At 39.8% G+C, this 24,073-nt stretch carries 27 protein-coding genes and 1 pseudogene; 8 read left to right on the top strand and 20 right to left on the bottom strand.

The window, feature by feature from the left end:
* Positions 1-187 precede the first annotated feature (187 nt).
* Positions 188-697: a bifunctional (p)ppGpp synthetase/guanosine-3',5'-bis(diphosphate) 3'-pyrophosphohydrolase gene (locus C9J48_RS11195; RefSeq protein ID WP_006229704.1), complete on the top strand. Its 510-nt coding sequence runs from the start codon at positions 188-190 to the stop codon at positions 695-697.
* A 159-nt stretch (positions 698-856) separates the two neighbouring features.
* On the opposite strand, the gene nadE is transcribed toward C9J48_RS11195, so the two are convergent.
* On the bottom strand, positions 857-1,693 hold the full coding sequence (gene nadE / locus C9J48_RS11190; RefSeq protein WP_006229705.1) for an NAD(+) synthase: 837 nt from the start codon (positions 1,691-1,693) through the stop codon (positions 857-859).
* A gap of 212 nt (positions 1,694-1,905) precedes the next feature.
* Here nadE and C9J48_RS11185 point away from each other — a divergent pair, with 212 nt between their 5' ends.
* Entirely contained in the window at positions 1,906-2,430 is a 525-nt protein-coding gene (locus C9J48_RS11185) for a nicotinate-nicotinamide nucleotide adenylyltransferase (RefSeq protein WP_006229706.1), read from the top strand.
* Between the two features lie 24 nt (positions 2,431-2,454).
* Complete coding sequence (locus tag C9J48_RS11180; RefSeq protein WP_006229707.1) at positions 2,455-2,991, top strand: hypothetical protein; 537 nt, start codon at positions 2,455-2,457, stop codon at positions 2,989-2,991.
* Positions 2,992-3,035: 44 nt separating this feature from the next.
* On the opposite strand, the gene C9J48_RS11175 is transcribed toward C9J48_RS11180, so the two are convergent.
* Positions 3,036-3,713, bottom strand: coding sequence for an AraC family ligand binding domain-containing protein (locus tag C9J48_RS11175; RefSeq protein ID WP_006229708.1), 678 nt, complete (start codon positions 3,711-3,713; stop codon positions 3,036-3,038).
* A gap of 272 nt (positions 3,714-3,985) precedes the next feature.
* Here C9J48_RS11175 and C9J48_RS11170 point away from each other — a divergent pair, with 272 nt between their 5' ends.
* The gene (locus C9J48_RS11170) at positions 3,986-5,098 is read left to right on the top strand and encodes a 1-acyl-sn-glycerol-3-phosphate acyltransferase (protein WP_006229709.1); all 1,113 of its coding nucleotides are present in this window, start codon (positions 3,986-3,988) and stop codon (positions 5,096-5,098) included.
* A 102-nt stretch (positions 5,099-5,200) separates the two neighbouring features.
* Here C9J48_RS11170 and C9J48_RS28235 read toward each other — a convergent pair whose 3' ends face one another.
* Together C9J48_RS28235 and C9J48_RS11160 are read right to left on the bottom strand one after the other, a co-directional pair.
* On the bottom strand, positions 5,201-5,536 hold the full coding sequence (locus C9J48_RS28235; protein ID WP_258191562.1) for an OmpA family protein: 336 nt from the start codon (positions 5,534-5,536) through the stop codon (positions 5,201-5,203).
* Between the two features lie 485 nt (positions 5,537-6,021).
* Positions 6,022-6,948 (bottom strand): LysR family transcriptional regulator, encoded by a 927-nt coding sequence (locus tag C9J48_RS11160; RefSeq protein WP_006229711.1) that lies wholly within the window; start codon positions 6,946-6,948, stop codon positions 6,022-6,024.
* 476 nt (positions 6,949-7,424) lie between these two features.
* On the opposite strand from C9J48_RS11160, the gene chrA reads away from it, so the two are divergent.
* Both chrA and C9J48_RS11150 read left to right on the top strand, forming a co-directional pair.
* The gene (gene chrA / locus C9J48_RS11155) at positions 7,425-8,591 is read left to right on the top strand and encodes a chromate efflux transporter (RefSeq protein WP_006229712.1); all 1,167 of its coding nucleotides are present in this window, start codon (positions 7,425-7,427) and stop codon (positions 8,589-8,591) included.
* Positions 8,592-8,805: 214 nt separating this feature from the next.
* On the top strand, positions 8,806-9,102 hold the full coding sequence (locus tag C9J48_RS11150; RefSeq protein ID WP_006229713.1) for a hypothetical protein: 297 nt from the start codon (positions 8,806-8,808) through the stop codon (positions 9,100-9,102).
* 57 nt (positions 9,103-9,159) lie between these two features.
* Here C9J48_RS11150 and C9J48_RS11145 read toward each other — a convergent pair whose 3' ends face one another.
* Positions 9,160-9,696: a YceB family lipoprotein gene (locus C9J48_RS11145; protein WP_107281119.1), complete on the bottom strand. Its 537-nt coding sequence runs from the start codon at positions 9,694-9,696 to the stop codon at positions 9,160-9,162.
* Between the two features lie 244 nt (positions 9,697-9,940).
* Positions 9,941-10,816, bottom strand: coding sequence for an RNA polymerase sigma factor RpoS (gene rpoS, locus C9J48_RS11140; protein WP_006229715.1), 876 nt, complete (start codon positions 10,814-10,816; stop codon positions 9,941-9,943).
* Between the two features lie 230 nt (positions 10,817-11,046).
* On the opposite strand from rpoS, the gene C9J48_RS11135 reads away from it, so the two are divergent.
* Positions 11,047-11,343, top strand: a complete 297-nt coding sequence (locus C9J48_RS11135) for a hypothetical protein (protein ID WP_242610806.1) — start codon at positions 11,047-11,049, stop codon at positions 11,341-11,343.
* 44 nt (positions 11,344-11,387) lie between these two features.
* Here the strand turns inward: C9J48_RS11135 and C9J48_RS11130 are convergent, their stop codons facing one another.
* The 5 genes and pseudogenes from C9J48_RS11130 to C9J48_RS11105 all read right to left on the bottom strand — a co-directional run.
* Entirely contained in the window at positions 11,388-11,792 is a 405-nt protein-coding gene (locus C9J48_RS11130; protein ID WP_006229717.1) for a cupin domain-containing protein, read from the bottom strand.
* 174 nt (positions 11,793-11,966) lie between these two features.
* Positions 11,967-12,623, bottom strand: coding sequence for a Qnr family pentapeptide repeat protein (locus tag C9J48_RS11125; protein ID WP_006229718.1), 657 nt, complete (start codon positions 12,621-12,623; stop codon positions 11,967-11,969).
* Positions 12,624-13,065: 442 nt separating this feature from the next.
* Positions 13,066-13,329 carry a Txe/YoeB family addiction module toxin gene (locus tag C9J48_RS11115; protein ID WP_006229719.1) on the bottom strand — a complete coding sequence of 88 codons (264 nt, stop codon included), beginning with the start codon at positions 13,327-13,329 and terminating at the stop codon, positions 13,066-13,068.
* Positions 13,322-13,594 (bottom strand): type II toxin-antitoxin system Phd/YefM family antitoxin, encoded by a 273-nt coding sequence (locus C9J48_RS11110; protein ID WP_006229720.1) that lies wholly within the window; start codon positions 13,592-13,594, stop codon positions 13,322-13,324. The genes C9J48_RS11115 and C9J48_RS11110 overlap by 8 nt, the downstream gene beginning before the upstream one ends.
* Positions 13,595-14,172: 578 nt before the next feature.
* Positions 14,173-14,370, bottom strand: a pseudogene (locus C9J48_RS11105) (ISNCY family transposase); the annotation flags it as partial.
* 523 nt (positions 14,371-14,893) lie between these two features.
* On the opposite strand from C9J48_RS11105, the gene C9J48_RS11100 reads away from it, so the two are divergent.
* On the top strand, positions 14,894-15,352 hold the full coding sequence (locus C9J48_RS11100) for a hypothetical protein (RefSeq protein ID WP_006229723.1): 459 nt from the start codon (positions 14,894-14,896) through the stop codon (positions 15,350-15,352).
* Between the two features lie 75 nt (positions 15,353-15,427).
* Here C9J48_RS11100 and C9J48_RS11095 read toward each other — a convergent pair whose 3' ends face one another.
* The 9 genes from C9J48_RS11095 to C9J48_RS11055 all read right to left on the bottom strand — a co-directional run bounded on the left by C9J48_RS11095 (position 15,428) and on the right by C9J48_RS11055 (position 23,960).
* A complete protein-coding gene (locus C9J48_RS11095; protein WP_006229724.1) occupies positions 15,428-15,832 on the bottom strand; it encodes a hypothetical protein in 405 nt (134 codons plus the stop codon).
* A gap of 397 nt (positions 15,833-16,229) precedes the next feature.
* Positions 16,230-17,450 carry a secretin GspD/PilQ domain-containing protein gene (locus C9J48_RS11090; RefSeq protein WP_006229725.1) on the bottom strand — a complete coding sequence of 407 codons (1,221 nt, stop codon included), beginning with the start codon at positions 17,448-17,450 and terminating at the stop codon, positions 16,230-16,232.
* A gap of 1 nt (position 17,451) precedes the next feature.
* Positions 17,452-18,525 carry a zonular occludens toxin domain-containing protein gene (locus tag C9J48_RS11085; RefSeq protein ID WP_006229726.1) on the bottom strand — a complete coding sequence of 358 codons (1,074 nt, stop codon included), beginning with the start codon at positions 18,523-18,525 and terminating at the stop codon, positions 17,452-17,454.
* 9 nt (positions 18,526-18,534) lie between these two features.
* Positions 18,535-18,900, bottom strand: coding sequence for a DUF5455 family protein (locus C9J48_RS11080; RefSeq protein WP_006229727.1), 366 nt, complete (start codon positions 18,898-18,900; stop codon positions 18,535-18,537).
* Positions 18,901-18,902: 2 nt separating this feature from the next.
* A complete protein-coding gene (locus C9J48_RS11075) occupies positions 18,903-20,954 on the bottom strand; it encodes a hypothetical protein (RefSeq protein WP_006229728.1) in 2,052 nt (683 codons plus the stop codon).
* Between the two features lie 70 nt (positions 20,955-21,024).
* On the bottom strand, positions 21,025-21,258 hold the full coding sequence (locus tag C9J48_RS11070; protein ID WP_006229729.1) for a major coat protein: 234 nt from the start codon (positions 21,256-21,258) through the stop codon (positions 21,025-21,027).
* 144 nt (positions 21,259-21,402) lie between these two features.
* Positions 21,403-21,501: a tail virion protein G7P-2 gene (locus C9J48_RS28415; protein WP_107253478.1), complete on the bottom strand. Its 99-nt coding sequence runs from the start codon at positions 21,499-21,501 to the stop codon at positions 21,403-21,405.
* A gap of 3 nt (positions 21,502-21,504) precedes the next feature.
* Positions 21,505-21,834 carry a hypothetical protein gene (locus C9J48_RS11060; protein WP_006229731.1) on the bottom strand — a complete coding sequence of 110 codons (330 nt, stop codon included), beginning with the start codon at positions 21,832-21,834 and terminating at the stop codon, positions 21,505-21,507.
* A gap of 32 nt (positions 21,835-21,866) precedes the next feature.
* Positions 21,867-23,960, bottom strand: a complete 2,094-nt coding sequence (locus tag C9J48_RS11055) for a replication endonuclease (protein ID WP_258191558.1) — start codon at positions 23,958-23,960, stop codon at positions 21,867-21,869.
* Positions 23,961-24,073 lie beyond the last annotated feature (113 nt).

Genomic DNA, 24,073 nt, shown 5'->3' with positions numbered 1-24,073 from the left:
CTCAAAACTGAGTCACATTCATGAGATAAATGATTAACGGCGCTTTTGGCGCCGTTTTTTTGTACAAAATGTGAGTAAAATCTCATACCATTCACATGAGTTTAGTAAATTCAAAGTTGCTGGAATATTATACAGATTGAGTAATGGCTAACCTTGTTAGTATGCTGGTTTTAGTTGAGGAGGTAGGATGAATAACCGATATATAAAGGCCCGTACGTTAGCCCGTGTAAAGCATATTGGGCAACAGTATGGCGAGCGACCTTATTATTCTCATCTAGAAACTGTATCTCGTCTCGCAAGCCCGTTTGGCATTAATGCAATGATTGTTGCGCAGTTGCATGATGTTATTGAAGACACAGAAACAAGTGTTGATGAATTAGCCGCAGATTTTGGTTTTCTGGTTGCAGATGCTGTGAAGTATATGACTGATGGAAAATTAAATGATCGCATGAAACGTAAAATTGAAATCAATCAACGATTAGCTTCACTTGATATAGACGAAGAAGCGGGTCGATTAGCCTTAATCGTTAAAGCCTGTGATCGACTTGCCAATGTAAGAGCAAGTAAGAAAGATTCAGAGGTTCATTTCAAAATGTATCAACAAGAACATAATGCCTTTAAGCAAGCCGTTTATCGTAAAGGCTTATGTGAAGCTATTTGGTGGGAGTTGGATACGCTAATTGAACGTCGTGCTTAATCATTTTTAATGAACTGACCGTAGATTGTTTACTGCTTATCTTGAGTTGTATGTTTTGTAACGTTGTTTCATTGTAGATACGTACTAAATAAAAAGGCTTTCATCGAAAGCCTTTTTATATTGAAATTATGCAGGAATTAACACTGAACCTATAAACGATTATTCGTCGTCGTAGATCGTAGGAATAGGTTGGCGTTTATGTTGGGTCATTTTATAGATACTAATGAGGCGTTCAGATACTTCACTATCAACAGCTTTCCCTTCTAAAAAGTCGTCGATCTGATCATAACTAACGAGTAATGCATCTTCGTCTGCTTTTTGAGGTGCTAATTCTTCTAAGTCAGCGGTAGGTACCTTTTTCACAAGTACATCAGGAGCACCTAGCTTAGACGCGATAAGACGTACTTGACGCTTGTTTAAACCAAACAGAGGGGCTAGGTCACATGCGCCATCACCAAACTTAGTATAGAAGCCTGTGATGTTTTCTGCTGAGTGGTCTGTACCTAATACTAAACCGCCAACAAGACCTGCAATTTCGTATTGAGCAATCATACGAGATCGAGCTTTAACATTACCTTTAACAAAATCAATTTTAGCGTCACTTTTGGGTGTTAAGCCTGTGTCTTTAAGCGCGAAGAGTGTGCTTGCATGTATACCATCAACACCATCCTTAATATTCACACTTACGCTATGTGAAGGCTTGATGAAAGATAACGCCATCTGTGCTTCATGTTCATCATGTTGTTCACCATAAGGCAAGCGAACAGCGATAAATTGGTACGTTGATGAATTGCTTTCATCATTTAAACCATTAACAGCTAATTGTGCTAGTCGACCACACGTTGTTGAATCCACGCCGCCACTTATACCAAGTACAATTGATTTACATCCTGATATCTTCATCTTCTTTTGAATAAATGCGATACGGCGTTGAATTTCAAAATCGACATCAATTTCTGGCAATACGTGCATTTCTGCACGAATAAGCTGTTTCATGTTAATGAATCCTCAGGGCGTTGCCCAAAATATAATCAACTAAAGCGATTTAATGAAAAAAACACATCAATACATTAAACCTTTATTAAAATCATGCGATAACTCTACAGCAGGATCAATGCCGAATTATGAATAAAATCAAAATTGAGGATATTTCTTTGCATCTGCACTCATTATGTTCTGAAATAGTATAAAAAGAGGCCATTTTACTAATGACAAAAACTATTGCCATCTTTGGTAGTGCATTTAACCCACCGAGTTTGGGGCATAAATCTGTTTTAGAACGTTTAAAGCATTTTGATCAAGTGCTGCTTTTGCCTAGTTTTGCACATGCTTGGGGCAAAGTAATGCTTGATTACAGTGCACGTTGCGAACTTGTAGAGGCTTTTATAAGTGATATTGGACAAAAAAACCTGACATTGTCTCGGTTAGAAGAAGAAATGGCGGTAGGCGATGAATCAATAACAACCTATGCGGTCTTAGTTGAATTACAAAAAAGGAACCCAAAGGCCTCGCTAACCTTTGTTGTTGGCCCTGATAACTTTCTTAAATTCAGTCAGTTTTATCAAGCTGAACAAATACTGTCTAAATGGCAAGTATTGGCATGTCCAGAGACGGTAAATATTAGGAGTACAGTAATTCGTGATAAAATTGTCAAAAATAGCGACGTTTCACACTTAACAACACCAAAAGTCGCTACACTTTTATCGGAAGAAAAACGTTTTATGTTTAGATAATGGATATGATGCCCAAGGACCACTTTGAATAGTTGCAAGATTAAATTATTAACGCTGTTATCAGTTACTATTGTTCTCATTTCTTGGGAAGTATTTGCTTTCCCATGTAACTCATATAGCGAAGCTCAACTCGCATCATTTTCTGATGATGAAAAACAAGTGTATCTTCGGTCTTGTTCCAATTTTTCAGTCTTCAATGACGATGCTTTATTATTGGAAACGCAAGCTGACCCCAATATAAATTGGCAAGTAGATAAGACACCGTCAAGCGGAGAGTTCTGGGATGACTGGTCTGAAGATATGGCCGTTGATTCTCCATTCTTAGTCCAACAGAATGAATCAACGTTTTATGGCTTAGGTGTTTGGCTTCCAAGTAAATATGATGACATGGATCTTGATAATTTAGCTGATGCGCAAGACTGGATAAAAAATCATGGTTTACAGATGAGTTTTGGTATTGGTGGAGAAGGTGGCAAGTCGCCACGGTTCAGATTTGATTATCGATGGCACGACGAAGATCTTAGTGACGTGTTTCTTCAGCTAGAAATCCCATTTCAATAATAAAGCGATATTTTCATCGCTTTATTATTAATTAAAATACACAATTAAAATTGTTCACCAAGAACTGAAATGGCTAATGCGTTTAATGTTGCTTCGTTAGTATTGAGTGTTTCTGCGATTTGCGATGCCTTACGGCCTGAGCGAGATAGCTTTAAGGCCTCACGTAGCAGAATGCAGGTTTGAAATTCATGAATAGTAATATCAATGAGTTTCGTTATTTTATTCAAAGCGGCAGTATCGACAACTTTTTCACCCGTCAGTAGCACTGCTAATGCGTCATTATAATGTTTTGTTAAATGAGGCGAAGCGTGTTTATTGCTGACTTTTAATTCTGACACTTGATCGGCTATCACACGAAGTAATCGACCAAAAGCACTATCCCAATCTTGTGTTTTTTCAGATAGTTTTGTTAGCTCGACCAGCAAGGCGCTCATTAACTCAGTGACTTTAAAAAATCCTGCTTCTCGACAAAGTGGGGTGGTAAGGCGCACCGAAAATTCGACTTTAAAGTAGTGACTACCTGGTAGTACTGTTAACGCGTGAAGGCAATCGAAAGGTACCCAGAAACCAGTTCCTTGTGTTACCAAACATTCTTGTTTGCCTAAGCGGATTAAAGCCGAACCTTTAGTTATAACGATAAAGTACGACGAGTGGCTCTTACGGCGAGGGCCAACATGAAGGTAAGTTTGTTCGTTTTTGGTAAATTCAATTGCCTGTTTCATACGGATTCTCTCACAAAATTGCCTGCACATATTGTTCTGTTTTGGCTTTATCGTCAATAAGCTAAATACAAAGGGTGGGAAAATGGTGACTTTTGTTTCTAAATACGGGTAAACATACTAATGTGTGGTGCGAAAAAGCGATAAAGTGGCTAAAATTCACCCTTACTCTCCTGGTAAGAGCTCTTACCTTCACAGTTATTGCATCAACCCATTGGGTTAATGTTAATTTATGCGTAAAATAACGCGGTTTCCTCCTCATATGAAGCATAATTGTGCATACAGATAACGATATTTATAAAGAAATTCGACCATACAATGATGACGAAGTGAGCGATGCTATTCAGCGACTCGTTAATGATAAAGAATTTACAACGGCGATCTTGAATTACCGTTTTCCTCAATTCTCCGGTGTACTCGGATGGTTATTGATTCCGTTAATTAAACGTTTTTTAATTAACAAATGGTCAAATGTTAAGACAGTTGAAGATGTGCAGCAGCAAGTTGCAAAATACATGCACGCAACAATCAAGCACTCATGTGATGGTGTAACATTTTCAGGCCTCGATAAACTAGACCCTAATCAAGCGTATTTATTTGTATCGAATCATCGTGATATAGCAATGGATCCTGCGATGGTGAATTGGTGCATGTTTCACGAAAAATTCAATACTGTACGAATTGCAATTGGTGACAATTTACTGAAGAAACCGTGCGCTACAGAACTTATGCGGTTAAATAAAAGTTTTATTGTTAAACGTTCTGCAAAAGCACCTCGCGAAGTACTCAAATCGTTGGGTTTATTGTCTAGTTATATTTCAAACTCTTTAGAAACAGGTAACCCTGTTTGGATTGCTCAGAAAGAAGGGCGCGCTAAAGATGGTAACGACAAGACGGATCCTACCATTTTAAAAATGTTTTTTATGGAAGGACGTAAACGTAAGCAGTCTTTTACTGAATTCATGCCGAGCTTGAATATCGTACCCATTGCTATTTCTTATGAGAATGATCCATGTGATGTAGCCAAAGCCAACGAGCTTTATCAAAAGCAGACATCAGGAAGCTATGAAAAAGGTGAACTCGAAGATATAGATAGCATTATCCAAGGTATCGTTGGTCAGAAGCGACGTATACATGTGAGTTTTGGTGATGTAATCAAAGATCCTATTGAAACACCAGAAGAGCTAGCGGTAGAGATTGATCGCCAGATAACGACGAATTACAGATTGTTTCCTGCTAACTATATTGCTGCTGGCATCGAACATGACAGCGTTACACCTGAAGAAAAAGCGAAATTTGATGAAAAGTTATCTCCGTTACCTTTAGGTGTTGCCACTATTTTGAAAGATATGTACGCGTATCCAGCTCGTAAGCAGTTAGAGAGCTAATTCAGGTTAATAATTACCAGTCATCGTTTTTAATTTTTAAAAGCGGCTAACCTATCAGGTTAGCCGCTTTTTTTATGGTGAAACGTTAGTTTATGATTAGCTTTAAGGTGTCGTATTAAGCGTTCTAACAATCGCCTTTGGTGATATCACTTCAACTCGTCTATTTAACTGTCGTTCTTGTTCTGAGTTACCATTGCTAATAAGTTCATCATCACCCAGCGCGACAATTTGAATTCTTTCTTCTTCGATTCCAAATACAGATGATATATAAATAGCGACACTGAAGGCGCGCTCAAATGATAAGACAAGGTTTTCTTCTTTTGAACCAGCGTCGTCACTATGACCAATCACGATTAAGTAACTATCAAGATGAAGCTTTAAGCGTAAAGCAATAGGGTCGAGTAATTGCTGATTTTTCACCGATAATTCATAATTCATATTATCGAAGTAGATTACATCTTTTTGTTCGGGTAATTGAGCTAGAAGAATACTTGCATCAGGTGTTGCTGTATATGTTATAGAGTCAGTGACAACCGCTGAATTTCGAGAGTTGTTAAGTTCATTACTTGAGGTATAAATATTCAGTGAAGATGTTGTGTTTTCAGTGTTACCCTGTGACTTTTTAGTGACGATGTCACTTTTTTGCTCGCTAGTAGCTGTGCAAGCGAATAAAAATACGCAACTTATTAGGATTATAAAGTTCGTAAATAAATAATTGAGAGCACGCATATCAACCTAAACTAAGATGATTATCTTTTAGGTTTAGATCATATTAAGGAAAGCACAACTGAATAATTGAGAATCATGTACGTTCTGTATACCCAAATTACCTCAAAATTCTCGCTGAGATCACTCTGAACCCTGCATATTGAGGTAGCTTGGGTATAAAAGGTGACAAGAAAGCACCTTTCTAATTGATGGGGTTATGAAGTGATTGGATTGAGTTCTTTAAAAGGCGGTTTGGCCATTCGTTCAGCCATAAAATCAATAAAACTTCGAACTTTCGGCGCTAGATATTTACGTCTTGGATAGACGGCATAAATCGGTAATTCAACGTCTGCTTTCCACTCTGGCAAAAGCTGTACTAATTTATTATTAACCAATTCATCGGTGATTAGATATGTCGATAAGTACGCTATACCTAAGCCACTTGTCGCCGCATCAAGTACTGCTGGGGCATTATCAATACGGTAATTGCCACGCGCACGAATCGATTGGTGCACACCATCACGTGTAAATTCCCAATTTACATACTTACGCTCACGGCTTTGGTAAGTAATACAGTTATGACGTCGTAAATCACCGGGTAGTTGAGGTACACCATGCTCGGCAAGATATTCAGGAGAGGCAACAACAACAAAATTACAGTTGGCTAATCGGCGCGCGACCATACCTTCAGGTGGGTGTTCATGAATTGCCACCCAGCAATCGAAGCCTTCCTCAAGTAGGTTAGGGCGGTGATCAAATAAGCTGACCTCTAGTTCAAGATCGGGATGTGCTTTTTGAAATTCGGCTAAGGCTGACGTGATGTTTGAATTTCCAAAAGATTGAGCAACGCCAACACGCAATACGCCTTTCACTTCATCTCTATAACCTGCCACCATTGCTTCTGCTTCATTTACTGTATCGACAAGTTGTTGCCCATACTCTGAATACTGCAAACCAATATCTGTTAAAGCAACGGTTCTTGTACTTCGCTGAACAAGCTGACAACCAAGCCTTTCCTCAAGAAAACGAATTTGTTTACTTACCTGTGATTTGGAAATACCAAGACGCTCGGCAGCACGAGTGAAGTTTTGTTCATTACCGACGGTGGCAAGAATCACCATTTGTTGAAGATTTTCTAGCATAGGGAAGAACCTTGATTATCAATATTTCGATTATAACACTGATGTATGTAAGACATTAATAATACAGCGAATAAATGTCACACCGTAACAAACCAAAGAAACGCATTATCGAGAAGGTAGAAGGCGCCTAATTCTGAATTTATAGAATCTTATCGGTTAGGCCAAATTTTAAATACTCTGATTGCTTCTTTTTGTTAGTGACTACTTTTCGTGCACTAGTATTCAGGTGGTCGGCTAATTTATAAATATCCAAAGTGGTATTTATTCCTTTAAAAACAGTGGTGTACTATCATTGTTTCTGTGGGTATACGGTTGGCTGGTACATTTCGTAACTTAATAACAACACGCACTCTGTTTATTCACATTATGGATATTTATCTGTTTTTAACTATTAAAATCAAACATGGAAACTATCATTTCAAACGATTTAATTAATTGTTTATTGTGGCGTAAAATATCTTTTTCTAGGAGGTAATATGCTCAACGTTTTGTGGAATTTTTTCGTGCTTGGCTTGTATAGTTTTGGTGGGCCAGCTGCACATATTGGTTATTTTCAACGAGAGTTTGTTGAAAATAAAAAATGGTTAAAACAAGATGACTTCACTCATGCTGTCGCTTTGTGCCAGTTCTTACCTGGCCCTGCTAGTAGTCAGTTGGGCATGTACATAGGATTTAAAAGAGCAGGTTACTTGGGATCAGTGGCTGCATTTATCGGATTCACGCTACCTTCTTTCGTTTTACTAACATTTTTGGCAATTGCCAATAACCAAGTAACTGGAATGGCGATTATTGATACAGTCATTCATGCAGCTAAATTATTGGCTGTGGTTGTGGTTGCTGATGCGCTTTGGGGGATGGCAAAAAAGAATATCACGACTTTGCTTACATTATTTGTTGCAAGCCTAACGGCCATTTGGGTTTTCTTTAGTTCTGGTCTACTTGGGCAAGTAGCCCCGATTATGATTGCAGCCTTAGTCGGTTATTTAATGTCTTTTAGGAACACAAATAGTGCTGTAAAAACTACGGCCATAAAGAACGATCCTATTCGTCCTAATATTTTTATACTCTCGGTATTTGTTGGATTACTTATTGGGTTACCTCTGGTTGCAAATCAGGCTGAAACTTTAAACCTGATCAATGTTTTCTATCAGGCGGGTAGTTTTGTATTTGGGGGAGGACATGTTGTTTTACCTTTACTTGAGCCAATGATGGAAGGAATGGTTGATCCTGATACTTTTTTAACATCCTATGCTGCTGCACAGTTAGTTCCAGGCCCTATGTTTACAATGGCGAGTTATTTAGGTGCATCTGCATTACCTACTATGCCTATTCTCGGTAGTTTTCTTGCAACTGTTGCTGTATTTTTACCTGGTTGTTTACTGCTGTTTGCTTTTTTACCTGCTTGGAAAGCGCTGTTTAGTCACTCAAGATTAAAAGTTTCTATTGTTTTGGTTAACGCGAGTGTCATTGGTTTACTTGGTAGTGCTTTTGTTGCACCAGTTATCACGACATCGATTAGCTCTATTTTTGATATTGCTTCAGTTATCACTGGCTATGCTTTATTGAAATACAAACGATGCCCAGTATGGTTACTTGCCGTGGTCTTTGTTGTTTATAAGGTAGCGATGGATGCTTTGATTTAAAGTGATATCGAGACCAACAGTATGAAAATTTATGAGTTACGATTTACGTAACTCATAACCCTTCACCCTAGCGCACTATAACTTTACGCCATTAAGAAAATAACAATTATAATTCAATGCTTTATTACTATATGTTTAGTAAGTATATGATTAAGCTATCGTTAAGTTGTTGTTGATATAATTTGTCCTAATAATAATAAAAAGGCTTGGTATTATGTCGCTTAATAGAAAGGTTCGCCCAAATTTGACCAATTATGATGTACTTGAAATGGTGCGAAGTGAATTGCGAGAATCAGAAAAACGGGTGATGAAAAAAATGGTAGTAACAGCTGTTTGTACCGTTTTTAGTATTTTTATGATATTAATTTTAGTGGTTACAACGCAGGGTAAAACTGTTAGGAATTATGCAGCAGAAGCAATGAAAAAAGCATTCGAAGCAGAGCGAGCTGTTTATATTATTGATGAAGCTGCAGGTACTAATTTTCTAGAGCAGTCTAAACAAACGAAATAGGTATTCATTAATAGGCTCCTAAATGAGCGAGCCTATTAATACTTATTTTAATCGAGGTTAAAGCCCTACAACAAGTTCATGATTTTTAATTTTCAATTCTGGTCCTGCTGTCTTCAACAATGATTCTTTGAAATCATCATCATTTAAACGATAGACAGGGCGTGTTGATAATATTTGCCCAACAATACTAACAATGGGTGAGATGAGCTGTTTGTTAGCAAAAATCCCAAGATTATCTGGTGTTACATTCAATGACTCTACGTTTAAATCCTTAAGAAAAATAGCACCTTCATCTTTGTCATAAAATGGGATAGCACTAAAATCAATATTAACCTCTACAGATTGTTTTGGTTGCCCTGTTATCATAATTTCTGCTTGCGCTTTTGATGAAAGATTTACGCGATCATTTGCAACGCGACCAATTCCCACTTTTACATCATTAAACTGAACATTGGCGTGAGCTATACCTTTAATTCCAACTGTTCTTTCAAAAGTTGTGCGGCTATCTAGATAATCTTGAATCTCACCCTCTGTGACACTGTAACTTGCACATCCAGATACACACAGTACCAACAAAATAATAATGTATTTCAAAATAAGACCCACTCAATACTAATGATTTTAAGTAACTACATAATTATCAGCATTGATCATTTATATTTCTATCACAAATTTAATAATTTGCTTAAACAAGTGCTACCTGGTTGTTTTTCAAACTTTTATTTGTATAAAACGGAGGGAAGTAACTATTCGGGAAAGGGAACGATACGGTGTAACTTTTAAGGGGTAAAAAAAACACCTAATAAATTAGATGCTTTTCTATATTTACGTTTATACGTTACGCAGACTGAGCAAACAATAACTCTAGGTCGTAATTATCTCTTTCTAGCGTATTTTTAAGCTTTTTCAACGAACTGACTTGCAGCTGACGAATACGTTCGCGTGTTAACCCTACTTCATTCGCAACTTGCTGAAGCGTCTGAACTTCATAGCCGAGTAAACCAAAACGACGACACAAAATTTCACGATCTCGCTGGTTTAAGTTTTCTAGCATTGCTAAAGCAAGGCCTTTTATATCATCTTTATCGACTTGGCTTTCTGGCTTATCAGAAGAGTCGTCAGCAATAAAGACTGAAATTGACTGCGAATTAGCATCGTCGTTAATTGTTTGATCAAAAGAAACAATAGGGGCATCGTAAGCTAACACCGAAGAAATATCATCAACGCTACGTTCCAACTTTTCAGCGACTTCTTCACGTGTTGGCTCTTGGTTATTTTTCTTCATTAGCTGCTTATGCGTTCTAATGATTGTATTAATTTCTTTAGAGACATGAACAGGAAGACGAATTGTACGTGCTTGATTATGAATACAACGCTCGATGGTTTGTTTAATCCACCATGTTGCATAGGTAGAGAAACGAAATCCACGTTCTGGGTCAAATTTTTCAACGGAAGTAATTAAACCGATGTTTCCTTCATCAATTAGATCACTGAGTTGCATGCCACTTCCACGATACTTTTTGGCTATACTCACAACAAGACGCAAGTTACTCTCGATCATAACTTTTTTGGCTTCTTTGTCACCAGTAAGGCTTTTTCGGCTATACAAAATTTCTTCATGTTTAGTTAAAAGAGGCTTTAATGCGATTTCTCGCAAGTAGAGCTGGATTACATCTGCATCAAAAGTTTGAGTCTCAGCTTTTTTGATTTCCATATCATTCCCCTAACTCTAAATTACACGCTGTTACTTCTTATATACTTACTTGTAACACCAAGAAACATTAACACACAGTTATTACATATACTACGCGTTGAGTATAATAACTTGATAAATAGGTATAATACTTTGGTATAAAGACATTAATCTGATAAGTAACTCTGCAAGTTTGTTATTATAAAAGGTATATAGGTCTAATTATGCGGATATTTAAGGGGATAATTCTAATGTCGATGTTGTTTTCAGTCTCTAGCGTTGTAGCTCAGGAACTTCCCATCATCTGCACCATATCAAACTTAAATGAAAAAAGAACATATACAGCAGATGATTTGATTTTTGCAACAAGAAATAACCTTATATTTCAACATGATAATGGAATTCTAGTGAGCCATATCGACGTGAAAGCTGAAACATTTATTCAAATTAGTCAGTTAAAAGATCAAGACTACCCAAATAGACCTTTAGTGCTTTTTGGGCATTGTTCTGATGTAAGGGCTTCGCTTTCTACCTGGTTACTTGATTAACGAATGTTAAATAGCGGTGTTTTCCAAGGTATTTGTAGGCAACACTAATGCTGTGTTTTATCAATAACAGTTACTTTTTGATTTTTTTCTGACAGGTAAAATACAATAATTTTAGCCGGCACTTTACCCGTATTCTCACCATAATGAGAGGTGTTAACTAATTCAACAAGGCTATCACCTGCTTCCATCTTCAAAAGCTGCTTATCTGTATGAACCGTTAACTCACCACTGATCAGCACACCTGCATTTATAACAGGGTGTTGGTGCCAGGGCAGTTTTTCTCCTGGTTCTATTATGATTTCTTTTATCGTCACTTCAGGTTGCACAAGTGAATAGGGTGGAAGTTTATGGCCATCCCATGTTGTCGTGCTTTTTACTAAATCTTTAGACGTTGCGGCATTGGCACTAATCGACACTGCTAAAAGAGTAAATGTAAGAAATCTAATCATATATAACTACCTGTATAAAGTGGAGAACAGCATTCTAGTACGTGTAAACGTCGTGCTAGCCAAAAAACTACTATCTAAGGTAGTTCAAAAATCCAAGTGCGTTAATATTTTTTTGATTGGCCACAATCTTGTTAACGGTGCGCAAAGATGTATCCACCAAGCGCACCGCATACATTAATTAGGCAATACGATTAACCCAAGCTGTTCAAGTAATTGCTCTTGTTGCCATACACAGATTTTTACACCACTTAAGTCAACTTTCCGTGGGTTTAAGCCGCTTAATTCTGAGTTACTGAGATCACAATCTTGTATATAAAACTGGCCCCAACAATCTTCAGAAAATGAACCCCGGCTTAAATCGGAGCCTTTTAGAGAAGCGCCTTGTAGATTAGCACCAATCCACCTATTTTCGAACAAGTCACATTTCTCTATACATTGTCGTTCAAAGTTTGCGTAAGAAAGATTACAGCCTGTGATATAAGCCGAGCAGAAATACATACTATTGCTAATTTGGTTCGAGAAGCTTGCCTGTATGAAATTAGCGCCTTTTAAATCACAACTTCTAAATTCAATGCCAAAACACTTAGCACCTTTGAAATTAGACAATGAAAGTTTACAGTTCTTAAACGATGAGTCGCGCAAATCACTATAATCGAAATGGCAGCCATCGATAGCACCTTGCTCTATAAAGACGCAGTCATCAAACTTAGCATCTCTTAGGTTTGCACGGCTAAAGTCACACCTAAAAAATTTGCATCCCTTAAAATATGAATCACTCAGATCTTGATTAGAAAAATCGACTTGATTAAATTCCTCGTAATTTTTTGCCATCAGTATTCCTCGCTAATATTGAAACCGAAGGTTATCACCTAACATCAATTGCACCAATAAAAATAACTCGATAAAAAACAGCGAGTTAAGAGTGCTTAAATCGCCAATATAAGGCATCAAGTGAGGCTACAGTTAAGCGAACGGTGCACTGAGCGTAACCGCAGCCGAAGAAAAAAGTTCACCGCCTTACGGAGCCAAATAGATTTCAAGGGCAAGGCGGGTTCAAGTCGTAAAATGTTCTAGTTACACCGTCACGCTGTGTTGTATTTTAAAGTGTGAGTCAGAAATACGACCGGAATGTAAACGGTTAATGAGAATGTGCATAGGAAGAGAATTAGGGATAAGCGAAAGCTGGATAGGGTGAAGAATAGCCAAAGAAAATATAGCCAATCACAATACGGTTTATTGATTGAAGCCATTCTGTTTTTTGTATGTGTAGTGATTAGCTGTAATGCTCTTTGCATGAGACTATGTTTATGTGGGTTTCGGTTACTTGGTAAACCAACCTGTGCTCTTGCGTTATTCGACGCGACCAATAACCAGACAGATTGTGTTTGAGTGGTTCTGGCTTTCCTTCACCTTGGTATGGGTCGCGAAGGATAGATACAATTAGCTTACCAATGCGTTTGAACACCTTTTTGTCCATTAATGCCCATTCGTTATAGTCAGCAAGCGATTTGACACTGAATGCTATAAGCCTAGTCATTAGATAATCGCTCAAGTTCTTCAAGCGAGAAGACACTTACATCACCAGATTTGAATTGCTCGATAGACTCTTCAATGTGCTTGCGTTGAGCAGGGTTTGAGTAAATTCTCATTGTCTCAATCCAGCCGTTGTATTCTGACTCGCTCATTAGAACCATATTCTCACCGTCACGACGATGAATGATTGCTTCTTCACAGTTTGATTCAACTTTATCCATTACAGACTTCAGGTTTTGTCGAGCTTCTGAGTAAGTGTAGATTTCCATTTAATTCACCTTTGGTGTGTTTATTTAGGAATAGTATATTATTGTACAATAATAAGTACAACTAATTCTGTGTGTGAAATATGCTTGGTGATTAGCTTCAAGGCTTCTAACGAGATATGAACCTCGGTTAATATTAACAGCCTTAAACTAACGACGATAATAATTAAAAAAGTGGCACGTGGGCAGGAGCAATATGCGTATGAGATGATGCAAAAGACAATATGTTTATTGTCAATTATTGCCTTCTTATGAGAGGATATCAATATATGGTATGGCGAACTGTATGGTTGTGTGATAGTTACATCGATAGCAGTAGCGTGTTTATTAACCTTTTCTAGTATTGCTATGTTCGTGCTACTTATACTCTTAGGCGCTAATTAAGGATTCGGTATGTATGGTATTAAAATTGAGTTTAAACCTTGTCCAGAGTGTGGGCAAGACGAAGACTTTTTAGTCGATGAGGAACGGGAGATCGTTACATGTGTTTGTGGTGTGGTTGTCATTGAGCCAGTTCTTCATTAAATTCTGTGTGTTAGGCCTAATTCTTTTAGCCCGTAAAGCTATAGGTCGCGGGTTTTTTTATGCATCTGCTCAATGTATTCGCGAGTAGTTACCATGTAGTTAAAGGCAGATTTCGTCTCACTGAAGCGCAAGTTCATTAAACGCCCAGTGGTGTCATCAATGTAAACAAGTCGGCAGCATTTATCGCTACGATCTTCAAACCAGTCATGGTGTGAGCCATCTATTTGGATCAATTCACCCAGGCAATCACGACGGTGGTAAATTTCGTGGCTTGCGTTTGGTTTACGGGTACCCAAAGGCCATCATTCATCGTTATCAACATAGTTTGTTAATCTCACACAGATCAGATAGATACTGATCACCATTGAAAAAACAGGACACTTTAGCTTTGCGGCTACACCTCCGGTACGCATTATAGCTATTACGTTAAATAGCCGACTTAGCAGGGCAAAACACCACACTTAGCCTCTTAACGCTCACTGACTGCCATTCTAGCTCGTTATGTATGGGAAATAATACAGAATGTGTCTGAAAGTTAATTACCAAAATCAATGCATATGATATTGATCATATTATCAATTCAGATTCGTTATAATTTAAGTGCCAAACATCTAAAATCATGCCTTTAGTTGTGTGGAAAGTGAAAATTTTGGCTTGAAAGGCATAGAAGAGAACAAGCATATTTTCACATGCGTTTTTTTACATATATGCGCAAATGGAAAAAGCATTTCAAGTGTGGTTAAATAGCTGAAAATCATCTAAAAAGGCATTTGAATCATGTTAAAACGACTAATTTTACTATCACTTCTATCAACAACATTACTAGGCTGCGATAGTAATGACGATGTGAAAGAATTAGATTCAGTGCTTATCAAGAAGAATGAATACTTTTCAACGCAGTTCAATGTAGACGGCAACCAGCAAGTTAACGTCAAAGTTAGTTTACTGAATAACGTCCCATCAGAAGCATTCATCATTACAGAAGCAGAATACAAAAACTGGGAAGATGAAACACAGACAAATGACTTTGCGAGTGCAACGTTAATATCAATTGTTAAATTTTCACCAGTTCCAGATAATCTAACAGAGTCAGGTTGGATTAAACTAGAATCTGGTGACTACCGTATACTTATCGAAAACACCGATTTTGGTTCTGTAAGGCCACAATCTGTAGATGGAGGATCTATCAGCGTTACAAATTCAACAAATGTCATGTACTCCATACTCTACAAATAAATTATCTAGCTAAAAGCAAAAGCGGCTTAGCTTTGAAGGTTAACCACTCAAGTGGCATCACCCTTGAAGCTTCAGCTAGGCTAACGTGCATAATACAGCGGTAATCAAAAAAACAACTAAACTCATAATTAAAGAATAAAGCACAATAGATGCTAATGGCATCTTAGCGTGTTCAAATGTCCCCTTAGCATATTCCCAATTGTTTAACTTCTGATACAGCCTGTTTGATATTCTATAAACACGATAACTGCCATATGAAAACAAGATCAAATTTATCCAAATAAAAGCGATTGCAGCTAATCTCAAGTATTCATGGCATGCAATAAATTCACGAGCTGAAGAAGAAGTAAAAAGCCAACCTAGTCCTATTAACCAAAAACCCATTGTAGAATAAGCACTTGTATTATAATTAGCTTGATAGCGTTCAAGTGCTGCCACTAATATTTTTAGCTTCTCTGAATCTGGAAATTTTTCTCTCATACAAAACCTTTTTAATAGATTTGTAGTAAACAGTGAATTCAACGATCTAAAATTATGCATCTCATAACAACACTAAGCTTCTTATTAATCACAGTCTTTCATTCTAGTTCCTTATGTTTACTAATACATACATAAACACTTTGAACGGTAATGCATATGATTTAGCTTAGAAGACACCAGAAGGGGTGATATAAAAAATCAAAGGTTTAGTGGTCTAGCTAAAAGCAAAAGCAAAAGCAAAAGCAAAAGCAGCTTAGCAGTGTGAAGGGCGGTTATGTGGATTTTTGAGTCAGTAGCGGTTTCGACCAGCTAACTATGCCGAAAAATTGGATTATAGAGAGTGGTCTTATATGGCTGCGCCATGGGGCAGTCAACCACTCAACATTGTGCGGTGGTTTTATATCACCGTCACCTTGATTAACACGGACATTTGAGAGCTTACCGACTTATCAGAAGTTGTTCTAAATAAGCCCCCAATCCACGGTATATCTTTCAATAGCGGTACACCAGATTCTGATTTTCTCGATTCATCCGATACCAAACCACCCAAGATAATAGACTGACCATCGAGCACTTGCACAACCGTATTAATTTCTCGATTGTTGGTAATAATATCAGAGGCGATATCACTGTCTGACACGCTCGATGATGTTTGATTTATGGCTAGCACCACCGAATCATTCACTATATGCGGCACAACACTCAAACCCAGCCCGACATTTTGCCGTTCTATTTTCTGCACTAACGAACCATTGTTAGAGGTTTCAGTAGAGACTAAAAAGGGCACGTTCTGACCGACGTTGATAGCGCCTTTTTCTCTGTCCATCACCAACAGATACGGTTTAGATAAGAGCTTAGTATTCTGGTTTTGCGTAATGGCCGTCACCAAAGCACTCACATCACCTTTATCATAAATAATATTGCCACCTTTAAACGATTCCTTAATCGATGCCACAGGATTAGAGATTAAACGAAATCCAGCGCCTTCTAACAGCACATCCAAACTCACGCCAATAGATTCACTGTCACCAAGACGGGTATCCATCACAACCGCATCAATCAACACTTGTTTACGCCTGACATCAACACGCTTAATCAGATTATCAATTTGCGTCAGTTGAGAAGGTGACCCCGTAACAATCATCGAGTTGATATTGGGTAAGGTAATCACCGAGTAGGCCGTTTGCATCTCACCTGTATTCTTTGAATAAGCGGTCAACACCGATTGAATTAAGTCACTTATCTTAACGTTTTCAACATAGTTCAAATCATAGAATTTCGTCACTGGCGGTACGATAACCAGCTTTTCATCTTTATTAGAATCACTGATACCGACCAGTGACAAACGGTAAAAACCGTCATCCGGTGTCATCTTAAAACCATTTGAAACCAGTACCGCATCAACAAAAGGCTGAAAGTCAGTCGTATCTAATTCGGGTGCAGAGAAGGACACCGCGCCCTTAACACCATCATCAACAATCACATTCAATTTCAGCGCATCAGAGTACCAATCGACAAATTCAGTGATTGGCATATTGTGTGCCTCAAATCCGTCAATTAACTTGGCATTAACGGGCAGGGCAAGAACTAGAGCAACAAGGAAAAAGAAACGTTTCATATTAGCGCCCACATGTTAGAGAGAGTGATTCTTGCTTTTGGTTGGTAACCTTCAACTGACAGCGAGACACATTGGTCAGGGTTAATCCCAATTTCGTGAGAGTGTCTGAGGTAATGGTTTTATCGTCGAGCTTAAGCGTATAGAAAGGTGTGGCATTGGGCATTTTAGAATAAGACACGATCTTATAATTTTTGTACGTTGAGACATCGACTGATTCAACACTGGCAACCGCTTGCGAGATAATCCCGTCATCACCTGAATCAAAAATGAAGTAGGAGACAGTGATACCCGCCAAGAACGCCAACGGGCGAGAAACTTTTTTTAAATAAATACGAGTAATACGCATGATATTCCTTAGATTCATTGGCACGCGATAGCGGTAATGGGTGTAATAAGGTGGCAAGTACGAGAACACACCATGCTCATAATTATGAGAGAAAACTTGTCGTGTATCGTAAGCCGAATACAACCCCGCGCCCCAACAACTCCAACGGTCAACCGTGAGCGCATTTTGTTCATCACCGTATTTCACAATACCCATATGTACCTTGGGCAATCGAACCGCATTACCTGTAAATGCTTTGATTAACGTACCTACAATCGGGATCATAATACGGTCAGTTCGCTTACAAAAAACCACATGCTCAGCCAAGGTTAAACGGGCTTGTTTATCAATGATTGAAAGGTGTTGAACGATAAAAATAATATCCCAGCCTAATTTACGCGCATGAAGCAGCCAGTTAATAATCTCTTGCCGTCCTTTGTCATTCCAAGACCGAGAATTAAACCAAGTACCACACTCATCAAGCACCAATAAGCCGTTTTTATTTTCATCAAAGATGGGTTTGCCTAATGTGGAGTTACCTTTACCAATAGCAAGTAAATCGTCCAGACACGGTTTATCAGGCACGCGTAACACACGACTCTGTTTGGCTTTTCGTCCTAGCAATGCCACCAAGTTCAAATCCAGATTAGTCGCGACCTTGCAGCCTTTCTGTAAGCGCTCCTGAATACGCGCCACTGACATAATGGACTTACCGCCACCCAATTTACCTGTTACAACATAAACAGCCATAACGCCCCCTTAAACGTGACTCATCCAAGCAATAGCCCATGCTTTCCATTCCCAAACCCAGCGAATAACCCGAGCGGAAAACACAGCAGAAAGGCAAGCTGGCGCATTAGAAGGAATGACCATGGCAAACCCCTCAGAGATACCTGGAGGGAGAACATACGACAATCCCGACAAAATCCCTTTCAAGGCAAGCAAGTTGACCAACGCCAACGCAGACACTAAAGCGATAATGGTTAAATTCATCGCCGTTCTTTTCGTAAACCACGTTAAGAACCAGCCAAAAACGGACATCGCCACAGCAAAAATAGACGACACAAGGGCAGGTAGTCGCAACGCTGTCCCGATGCCCGCAAGAATAGGCAGTAACGCAACCATGATTAAAGCCCCGCTCGTTTTGGATCAGGCACAATGCCCGTAAATAGAATATCGAATAGGGTAAAGGCCGTTAAAAAATACAGAATGAAACCAAAATACTCTTTAAACCGATTAACCTGAGCGCAAGACACTTTAAGAGGACCGAAACTCAACCCATTGCAATCACCTGTAATACCGACCAAGTCGTCGTAATAAGCCCCAACGAAATCCAATGTTCCTGCATTCACCTCTAAGGCATCAGCCCCCGAACCAATAACCTCAACAGCAGAATCAATCACATCATCCATCACGCCTTCAACAATCCCCGTCGATGTTGATGCCGTACCATTCACACCGCCAGACGTTAACCCCGTCTCTAATAAGCGGTCAGTCTGTTCACCAATAGCGCCCTCAATACCATCACCAATAGCGCCAACGGCATCGATTAAATCATCATTGCCTTGCTTGTATTGGTCACGTAATTCACGCCAACGACTTTCACCCTGAGCATCACTGTTTGCCAAGGCTGCTAATAATTGGTCGGTGCGTTTTGAGGATTGGGATTCATTGACAATTAATGTTTCATTAATCGCATCAAGCTTGTTATTACCCGAACCTAATTGATTGTTCATTTGGGCGAGTTTGTCATTCACCGACTTCAATTCGTTATCCGTGACCGAGTTATCCCCGAGTTCTGCGGTTAATTCTTTTATATTCGCCAGTAGGTCGGTTTGTTTTTTGGTTTCATCAAATTGCGCGAAGGCTTTATCTAACTGGGCTTTATTGGCGTCAGTTAAATCGGTATTGTTTTTTGCCGTCATGGCTTTGATGTCATCGAGTAACTGATTATTGCGTTCTGACTTCTTATCTAACTCAGGAATACCTACACCAAAACTATCATTGAGTTCAGCCATTTTGTCGGCAATGATTTTTTGATAGGCCGTTTGTTCATCGGCTTTTGCGCCCAAGCTATCCGTGGCATTTTTAACATCGGATAGGGCATTTTTATTTGAGACTTTCAGCGCATCAATATTGCCACCCAAGCCACTGGTTAACGCTGATATAGAATCAAGACTAGAGCTTAAATTACGACGACTTGCCGCAGCAGAATTAAACTCACTGGCATTAAAACTCTTTAAACTGCTAATGCTATTTAATACAGGTCGAAGGTCAGCGGGTTCGGCATTCAAACCATTAATACCATCAATGCCATTTTTACCCGATGCACCACGTTCACCATCAACACCGTCACGACCATTTGAGCCATTTAAACCGTCAACGCCATCGCGACCATCAGCCCCATTTATTCCATCTTTTCCATTAATACCATCAATGCCGTCAGTTCCTTTTTCCCCATCGATACCATCAACACCGTCTTTGCCTGCTTCTCCTGTATCGCCGTTATCTCCCTTGTCACCTTTTTCGCCTTTGTTTCCGTCACCATTGCCAGAACCATCACCGCCAGATGAGCCGCCACCGGATGAAGAACCACCATCTCCACCACTTGAGCCACCGCCAGTATTTCCACCGTCACCGCCAGAACCTGAACCACCACAGGCATCACCCGTACAAGGCTTATCAATAGGCTTTGAATTACAGCCGCCTAAAATAGCTTTCGCATCGTTACTGCAAGAATAGGTATGAGTGTTTTCATAGCCAACGGGGGGATTAGATATGCAGGCACTGATCGCGCTACTTAATGCATTTTGACCCGCGGCTGTATCACAATATTCTTCCTCTGGCTCAGCACATTTACCCGATGAATTAAATTTCTGACCATCGGGACATGAACCATTACTACGAAAGAAACCGCACGACGTGGAAGAATTACCACCACTGGACGTCTTAAAATTACAATACAAATCTTGACGAGAAAGCCGTACATAAGTAATAACATTACCGCGCCCAATACTCTGACCTTTACAGGCACTATTAACCGCCTCTAACGAACCATAAACCCCCTGACAACCAGAGCCTAATTGCCATTGACTCACGATAAAGGTTGAGGCAAAAACACTTGTCGAAACAAAAGATAAAGTGATGAACAGACACAATGAAGCAAGAAAACGTTTCATAACTCGAACCCATAAAAAAGGGCGACCGAAGCCGCCCAGAATGTAATAACGCAGTGATAGGGTTATTCGATTAAACGGCTTTGTTAACGAATTTCTTGAACAGTTTGATGCCGATAAACGCACCCGTGACTGCCAAAATGACAGGCCATGTGTAACCTTCGTATTCAGTGACTTGAGCGCCAACAGCCGTAAACGCAGCCGCCGCGCCAGTACCTTCAGCAAACGAAGAGCCCGACACAACCATCAGGCCAGCAGCGATAAGTTTATTTTGGTGAACAGTTAACGCATTTTTTAATGTAGACATAATATTGTTCTCATTATTGAGGGTTTGAAATAAGAAACACTTACCCCGTGTAAGTGGTTTCAATGAATTTTTTGTACGCTAGAATCGAGAATCCAAAACACCAACCTAAACCCCACGCCCCGAACAGATAGGCAACAATTTCAATCATCGTTGACCGCCTTTAATCGCCCCAAGGGCGAAGCAAATGACCAGACCCACACAGAACAGAATCTTTGTGATGTCTTCGGGGTTTAAGTCAGTCATGGGTTAGCCTTGTTGTGTGGGTTTGCTTTCAAGTGACGGAACAGCCAACAAATGCCAGCCTGAAAAGCTCACGTGTTTACCGCCATCACCTGCAAAAGAACGTTCAACGTGTTGGATCTTAAACTCGACTTTCTTATCGATAATTTTCTGTAAATCAGCACCACCGCCCATCGAATCCCACACATCAGGGGACATACGGCAATCAACCACCTCTGAGGGGTTAAACAGTTGCAGTTTCACTGTGCCAGAGTCGCGGGATTCACCCGTTTTCTCATTGGTATTCGTTTTCTTTTCGATATCGTCAGCATCGTTGATGCGTCCTTTGATAATCATGTGAGTTCTCCAATTTTTAAAAGGGGTGACAGTTATTGACACAAGTCCAAGGATGAATCGAAATAACCTACGTCATGGGCTGCGCCCACGAACGCAGGCCATTGCGACTCATCAAAAGCAAAAGCCGTAAGCTCATCGACACGTTGTAAATATTGTTGGTACTGGTCGTATTGCTCATCAGCCATACGTTGGTATTCTCCCTCGCGTTCAAGTACCTCGAAGATGTCAGTAACACCCGTCATGATGCGCTTGGTGCCACGAAGGAATTTTTCTTTGTTTTCGGTCTTCCATTGACGGCCACGCGTCGCAAGATAGGCAGCTTTGAAGACCACACCAATCACACGTGTGTTGGCATCGTCCCCGTAGCGGGTTTTAGAGGCTAGGGTGGTTGTATGCTCTTCGCCAAACTCATCTATCAGCTTTTCCATGATGGTAGGCACTTGATAAACAGGCTTAACGGTTTGGTCATTACGACGCACGAACACACCGCCCATCGCTAAGCAGAAAGCCTCCCAATCAGAAGAATCCGCAGCACGACGAACATTTTCAAGAGTGAGCCATTCACCCTCATCAAGGCGGTTAAACACAGCATCATCCTCTTTCAAATCTTGACGAATTCGGCGAAGTTCACGCCAAACGGTAACGGATGGACCACCAATAAATTGAAACTGACGAATGCGATTAACACGCGCCCAAGTAACAACACGTTCAGCGGCTTCTGTTCCTTCCAGCGTGGTTGAACGGTCAGAATCGATATGTTTACCATCGATATTCTTTGACAGGTACTTAGCCACGTAGCCAACCGCAGAGCCTTTTGACCAATCGATTTTTTCAGATGTGAAACGGTATTTCTTTGCGCCTTTTTCATTCGGTGAATCCTTCATTGCTTCTTTTTTAAAGAGGCTTGTCACCGTGGATTCATGACGCTTTTCCATGAAGAACAACAGATGCCAGTGAGGACAACCGTCGGCATGAGGCTCAACAACACGTAAGCCGTACACTTTAATCTCAGCTTTATCGAGCGCTTTGCGAAAATCAGCAAACATCGACGTCATGTAATCATGTGCGTTTTGGGTTGTCGGGCACCCGGCATCTAACCATTTCTGATTGACCTTGTTACTTGCCACAGAGTGAAAGCGGCTAGGGCATGTGGGTGTATAGAACATCCCAACATGATCATTCGCTTGTGCAATACTTTCGAAACCCTTCAAACGGACAAACATTTCAGCACGTCGAATTTCAGGATTAGAAATCGATTTTCCCGCCAGTTCGTTCAGCGTGAACCAGTTCGATTCGTCCTCAGCATCATAAGCAATGGTGTTTTGCATCATGGATAAGTTGTCTTGGTCACGAACGCGACGACGTTGGAGCGAAAAGTTCGAGCAGTAAGACTGGCCATGTTTATGGACAATCGTTAAATCACGGGCAACACGTTCGATTTCTAACGCACTGCGTTGACGTAAAGCACGACGCCACCAAAGTTCATTGGTTGCGCGGTTAAGTAAACTTTGTAGTTCGTTATCTTTTTCTTTTTGTTCAACCAGCTCAGGACGAAACGCCAAGCCGTAATCAGCCAGAATGTCACGCGCAACAGCAAAGGCCGCTTGTGTGTCATCAATGGCGGCAACCTTACGCATGACATGTGCAGACTTGGCTTTTGCAAACTCACACAGTTCTTCATCGGTTGAGGTATAACGAAATTCCATTTTGGTTAGACGTTCGTTCGCTGACTCAACAGCACGAACGGCTTCAAGGTAATCAATTTTTTTCGTCATGTTGATGAAGGCACGCGTCATCACCGGTGCAAATTCTCGGTGTGACTTACACGCATCGAATGCGCGAACAACCCAACTTTTTTCAGGTGTGCAAAACGTCTTCTGTGAATTGTCATCTAAACACGGGACTAAGTGAGGCTGGGGCGCGGCATAGAATGGATTGATACCAAACTCATCAGTGAAGATTGAAGCAACTACGTTATAACACTCAGGCATAATCACTTGAACTGAACCAGACTTAACGTGACAAGGTAACGTCTTTGTTTCAGTCAGCTTAAGCGATTGACTACGAGCGTAGTTAAAAGCCTGATTGCTTAACTGTTGTTTGGTTGAGTACGGCGTGTGATTCATCTATCTAAACCTTGCGAGTATCGATTTGTGGATACTGTAGTCCTGATGAATCGATACCTCAAGACACGATTTTTGGATACTAATGGTCTAAACTAGGAAAAAAAGGAGTAATG

Source organism: Photobacterium profundum (assembly GCF_003026285.1).
GTDB lineage: Bacteria > Pseudomonadota > Gammaproteobacteria > Enterobacterales > Vibrionaceae > Photobacterium > Photobacterium profundum.
The sequence above is the reverse complement of the archived record's forward strand: the minus strand, read 5'-3'. Positions and strand labels throughout refer to the sequence as shown.

What these genes read in the sequence shown, in the direction of transcription:
- C9J48_RS11185 (WP_006229706.1), top strand. Translation starts at nt 1,906, where the DNA reads ATGACAAAAACTATTGCCATCTTTGGTAGTGCATTTAACCCACCGAGT.
- C9J48_RS11160 (WP_006229711.1), bottom strand. Translation starts at nt 6,948, where the DNA reads ATGCTAGAAAATCTTCAACAAATGGTGATTCTTGCCACCGTCGGTAAT.
- chrA (WP_006229712.1), top strand. Translation starts at nt 7,425, where the DNA reads ATGCTCAACGTTTTGTGGAATTTTTTCGTGCTTGGCTTGTATAGTTTT.
- C9J48_RS11130 (WP_006229717.1), bottom strand. Translation starts at nt 11,792, where the DNA reads ATGATTAGATTTCTTACATTTACTCTTTTAGCAGTGTCGATTAGTGCC.
- C9J48_RS11150 (WP_006229713.1), top strand. Translation starts at nt 8,806, where the DNA reads ATGTCGCTTAATAGAAAGGTTCGCCCAAATTTGACCAATTATGATGTA.
- C9J48_RS28235 (WP_258191562.1), bottom strand. Translation starts at nt 5,536, where the DNA reads ATGAATTATGAATTATCGGTGAAAAATCAGCAATTACTCGACCCTATT.
- nadE (WP_006229705.1), bottom strand. Translation starts at nt 1,693, where the DNA reads ATGAAACAGCTTATTCGTGCAGAAATGCACGTATTGCCAGAAATTGAT.
- C9J48_RS11115 (WP_006229719.1), bottom strand. Translation starts at nt 13,329, where the DNA reads ATGACTAGGCTTATAGCATTCAGTGTCAAATCGCTTGCTGACTATAAC.
- rpoS (WP_006229715.1), bottom strand. Translation starts at nt 10,816, where the DNA reads ATGGAAATCAAAAAAGCTGAGACTCAAACTTTTGATGCAGATGTAATC.
- C9J48_RS11070 (WP_006229729.1), bottom strand. Translation starts at nt 21,258, where the DNA reads ATGTCTACATTAAAAAATGCGTTAACTGTTCACCAAAATAAACTTATC.
- C9J48_RS11080 (WP_006229727.1), bottom strand. Translation starts at nt 18,900, where the DNA reads ATGGTTGCGTTACTGCCTATTCTTGCGGGCATCGGGACAGCGTTGCGA.
- C9J48_RS11135 (WP_242610806.1), top strand. Translation starts at nt 11,047, where the DNA reads ATGTCGATGTTGTTTTCAGTCTCTAGCGTTGTAGCTCAGGAACTTCCC.
- C9J48_RS11195 (WP_006229704.1), top strand. Translation starts at nt 188, where the DNA reads ATGAATAACCGATATATAAAGGCCCGTACGTTAGCCCGTGTAAAGCAT.
- C9J48_RS11095 (WP_006229724.1), bottom strand. Translation starts at nt 15,832, where the DNA reads ATGAGAGAAAAATTTCCAGATTCAGAGAAGCTAAAAATATTAGTGGCA.
- C9J48_RS11125 (WP_006229718.1), bottom strand. Translation starts at nt 12,623, where the DNA reads ATGGCAAAAAATTACGAGGAATTTAATCAAGTCGATTTTTCTAATCAA.
- C9J48_RS28415 (WP_107253478.1), bottom strand. Translation starts at nt 21,501, where the DNA reads ATGACTGACTTAAACCCCGAAGACATCACAAAGATTCTGTTCTGTGTG.
- C9J48_RS11055 (WP_258191558.1), bottom strand. Translation starts at nt 23,960, where the DNA reads ATGAATCACACGCCGTACTCAACCAAACAACAGTTAAGCAATCAGGCT.
- C9J48_RS11100 (WP_006229723.1), top strand. Translation starts at nt 14,894, where the DNA reads ATGTTAAAACGACTAATTTTACTATCACTTCTATCAACAACATTACTA.
- C9J48_RS11090 (WP_006229725.1), bottom strand. Translation starts at nt 17,450, where the DNA reads ATGAAACGTTTCTTTTTCCTTGTTGCTCTAGTTCTTGCCCTGCCCGTT.
- C9J48_RS11110 (WP_006229720.1), bottom strand. Translation starts at nt 13,594, where the DNA reads ATGGAAATCTACACTTACTCAGAAGCTCGACAAAACCTGAAGTCTGTA.
- C9J48_RS11060 (WP_006229731.1), bottom strand. Translation starts at nt 21,834, where the DNA reads ATGATTATCAAAGGACGCATCAACGATGCTGACGATATCGAAAAGAAA.
- C9J48_RS11175 (WP_006229708.1), bottom strand. Translation starts at nt 3,713, where the DNA reads ATGAAACAGGCAATTGAATTTACCAAAAACGAACAAACTTACCTTCAT.
- C9J48_RS11085 (WP_006229726.1), bottom strand. Translation starts at nt 18,525, where the DNA reads ATGGCTGTTTATGTTGTAACAGGTAAATTGGGTGGCGGTAAGTCCATT.
- C9J48_RS11075 (WP_006229728.1), bottom strand. Translation starts at nt 20,954, where the DNA reads ATGAAACGTTTTCTTGCTTCATTGTGTCTGTTCATCACTTTATCTTTT.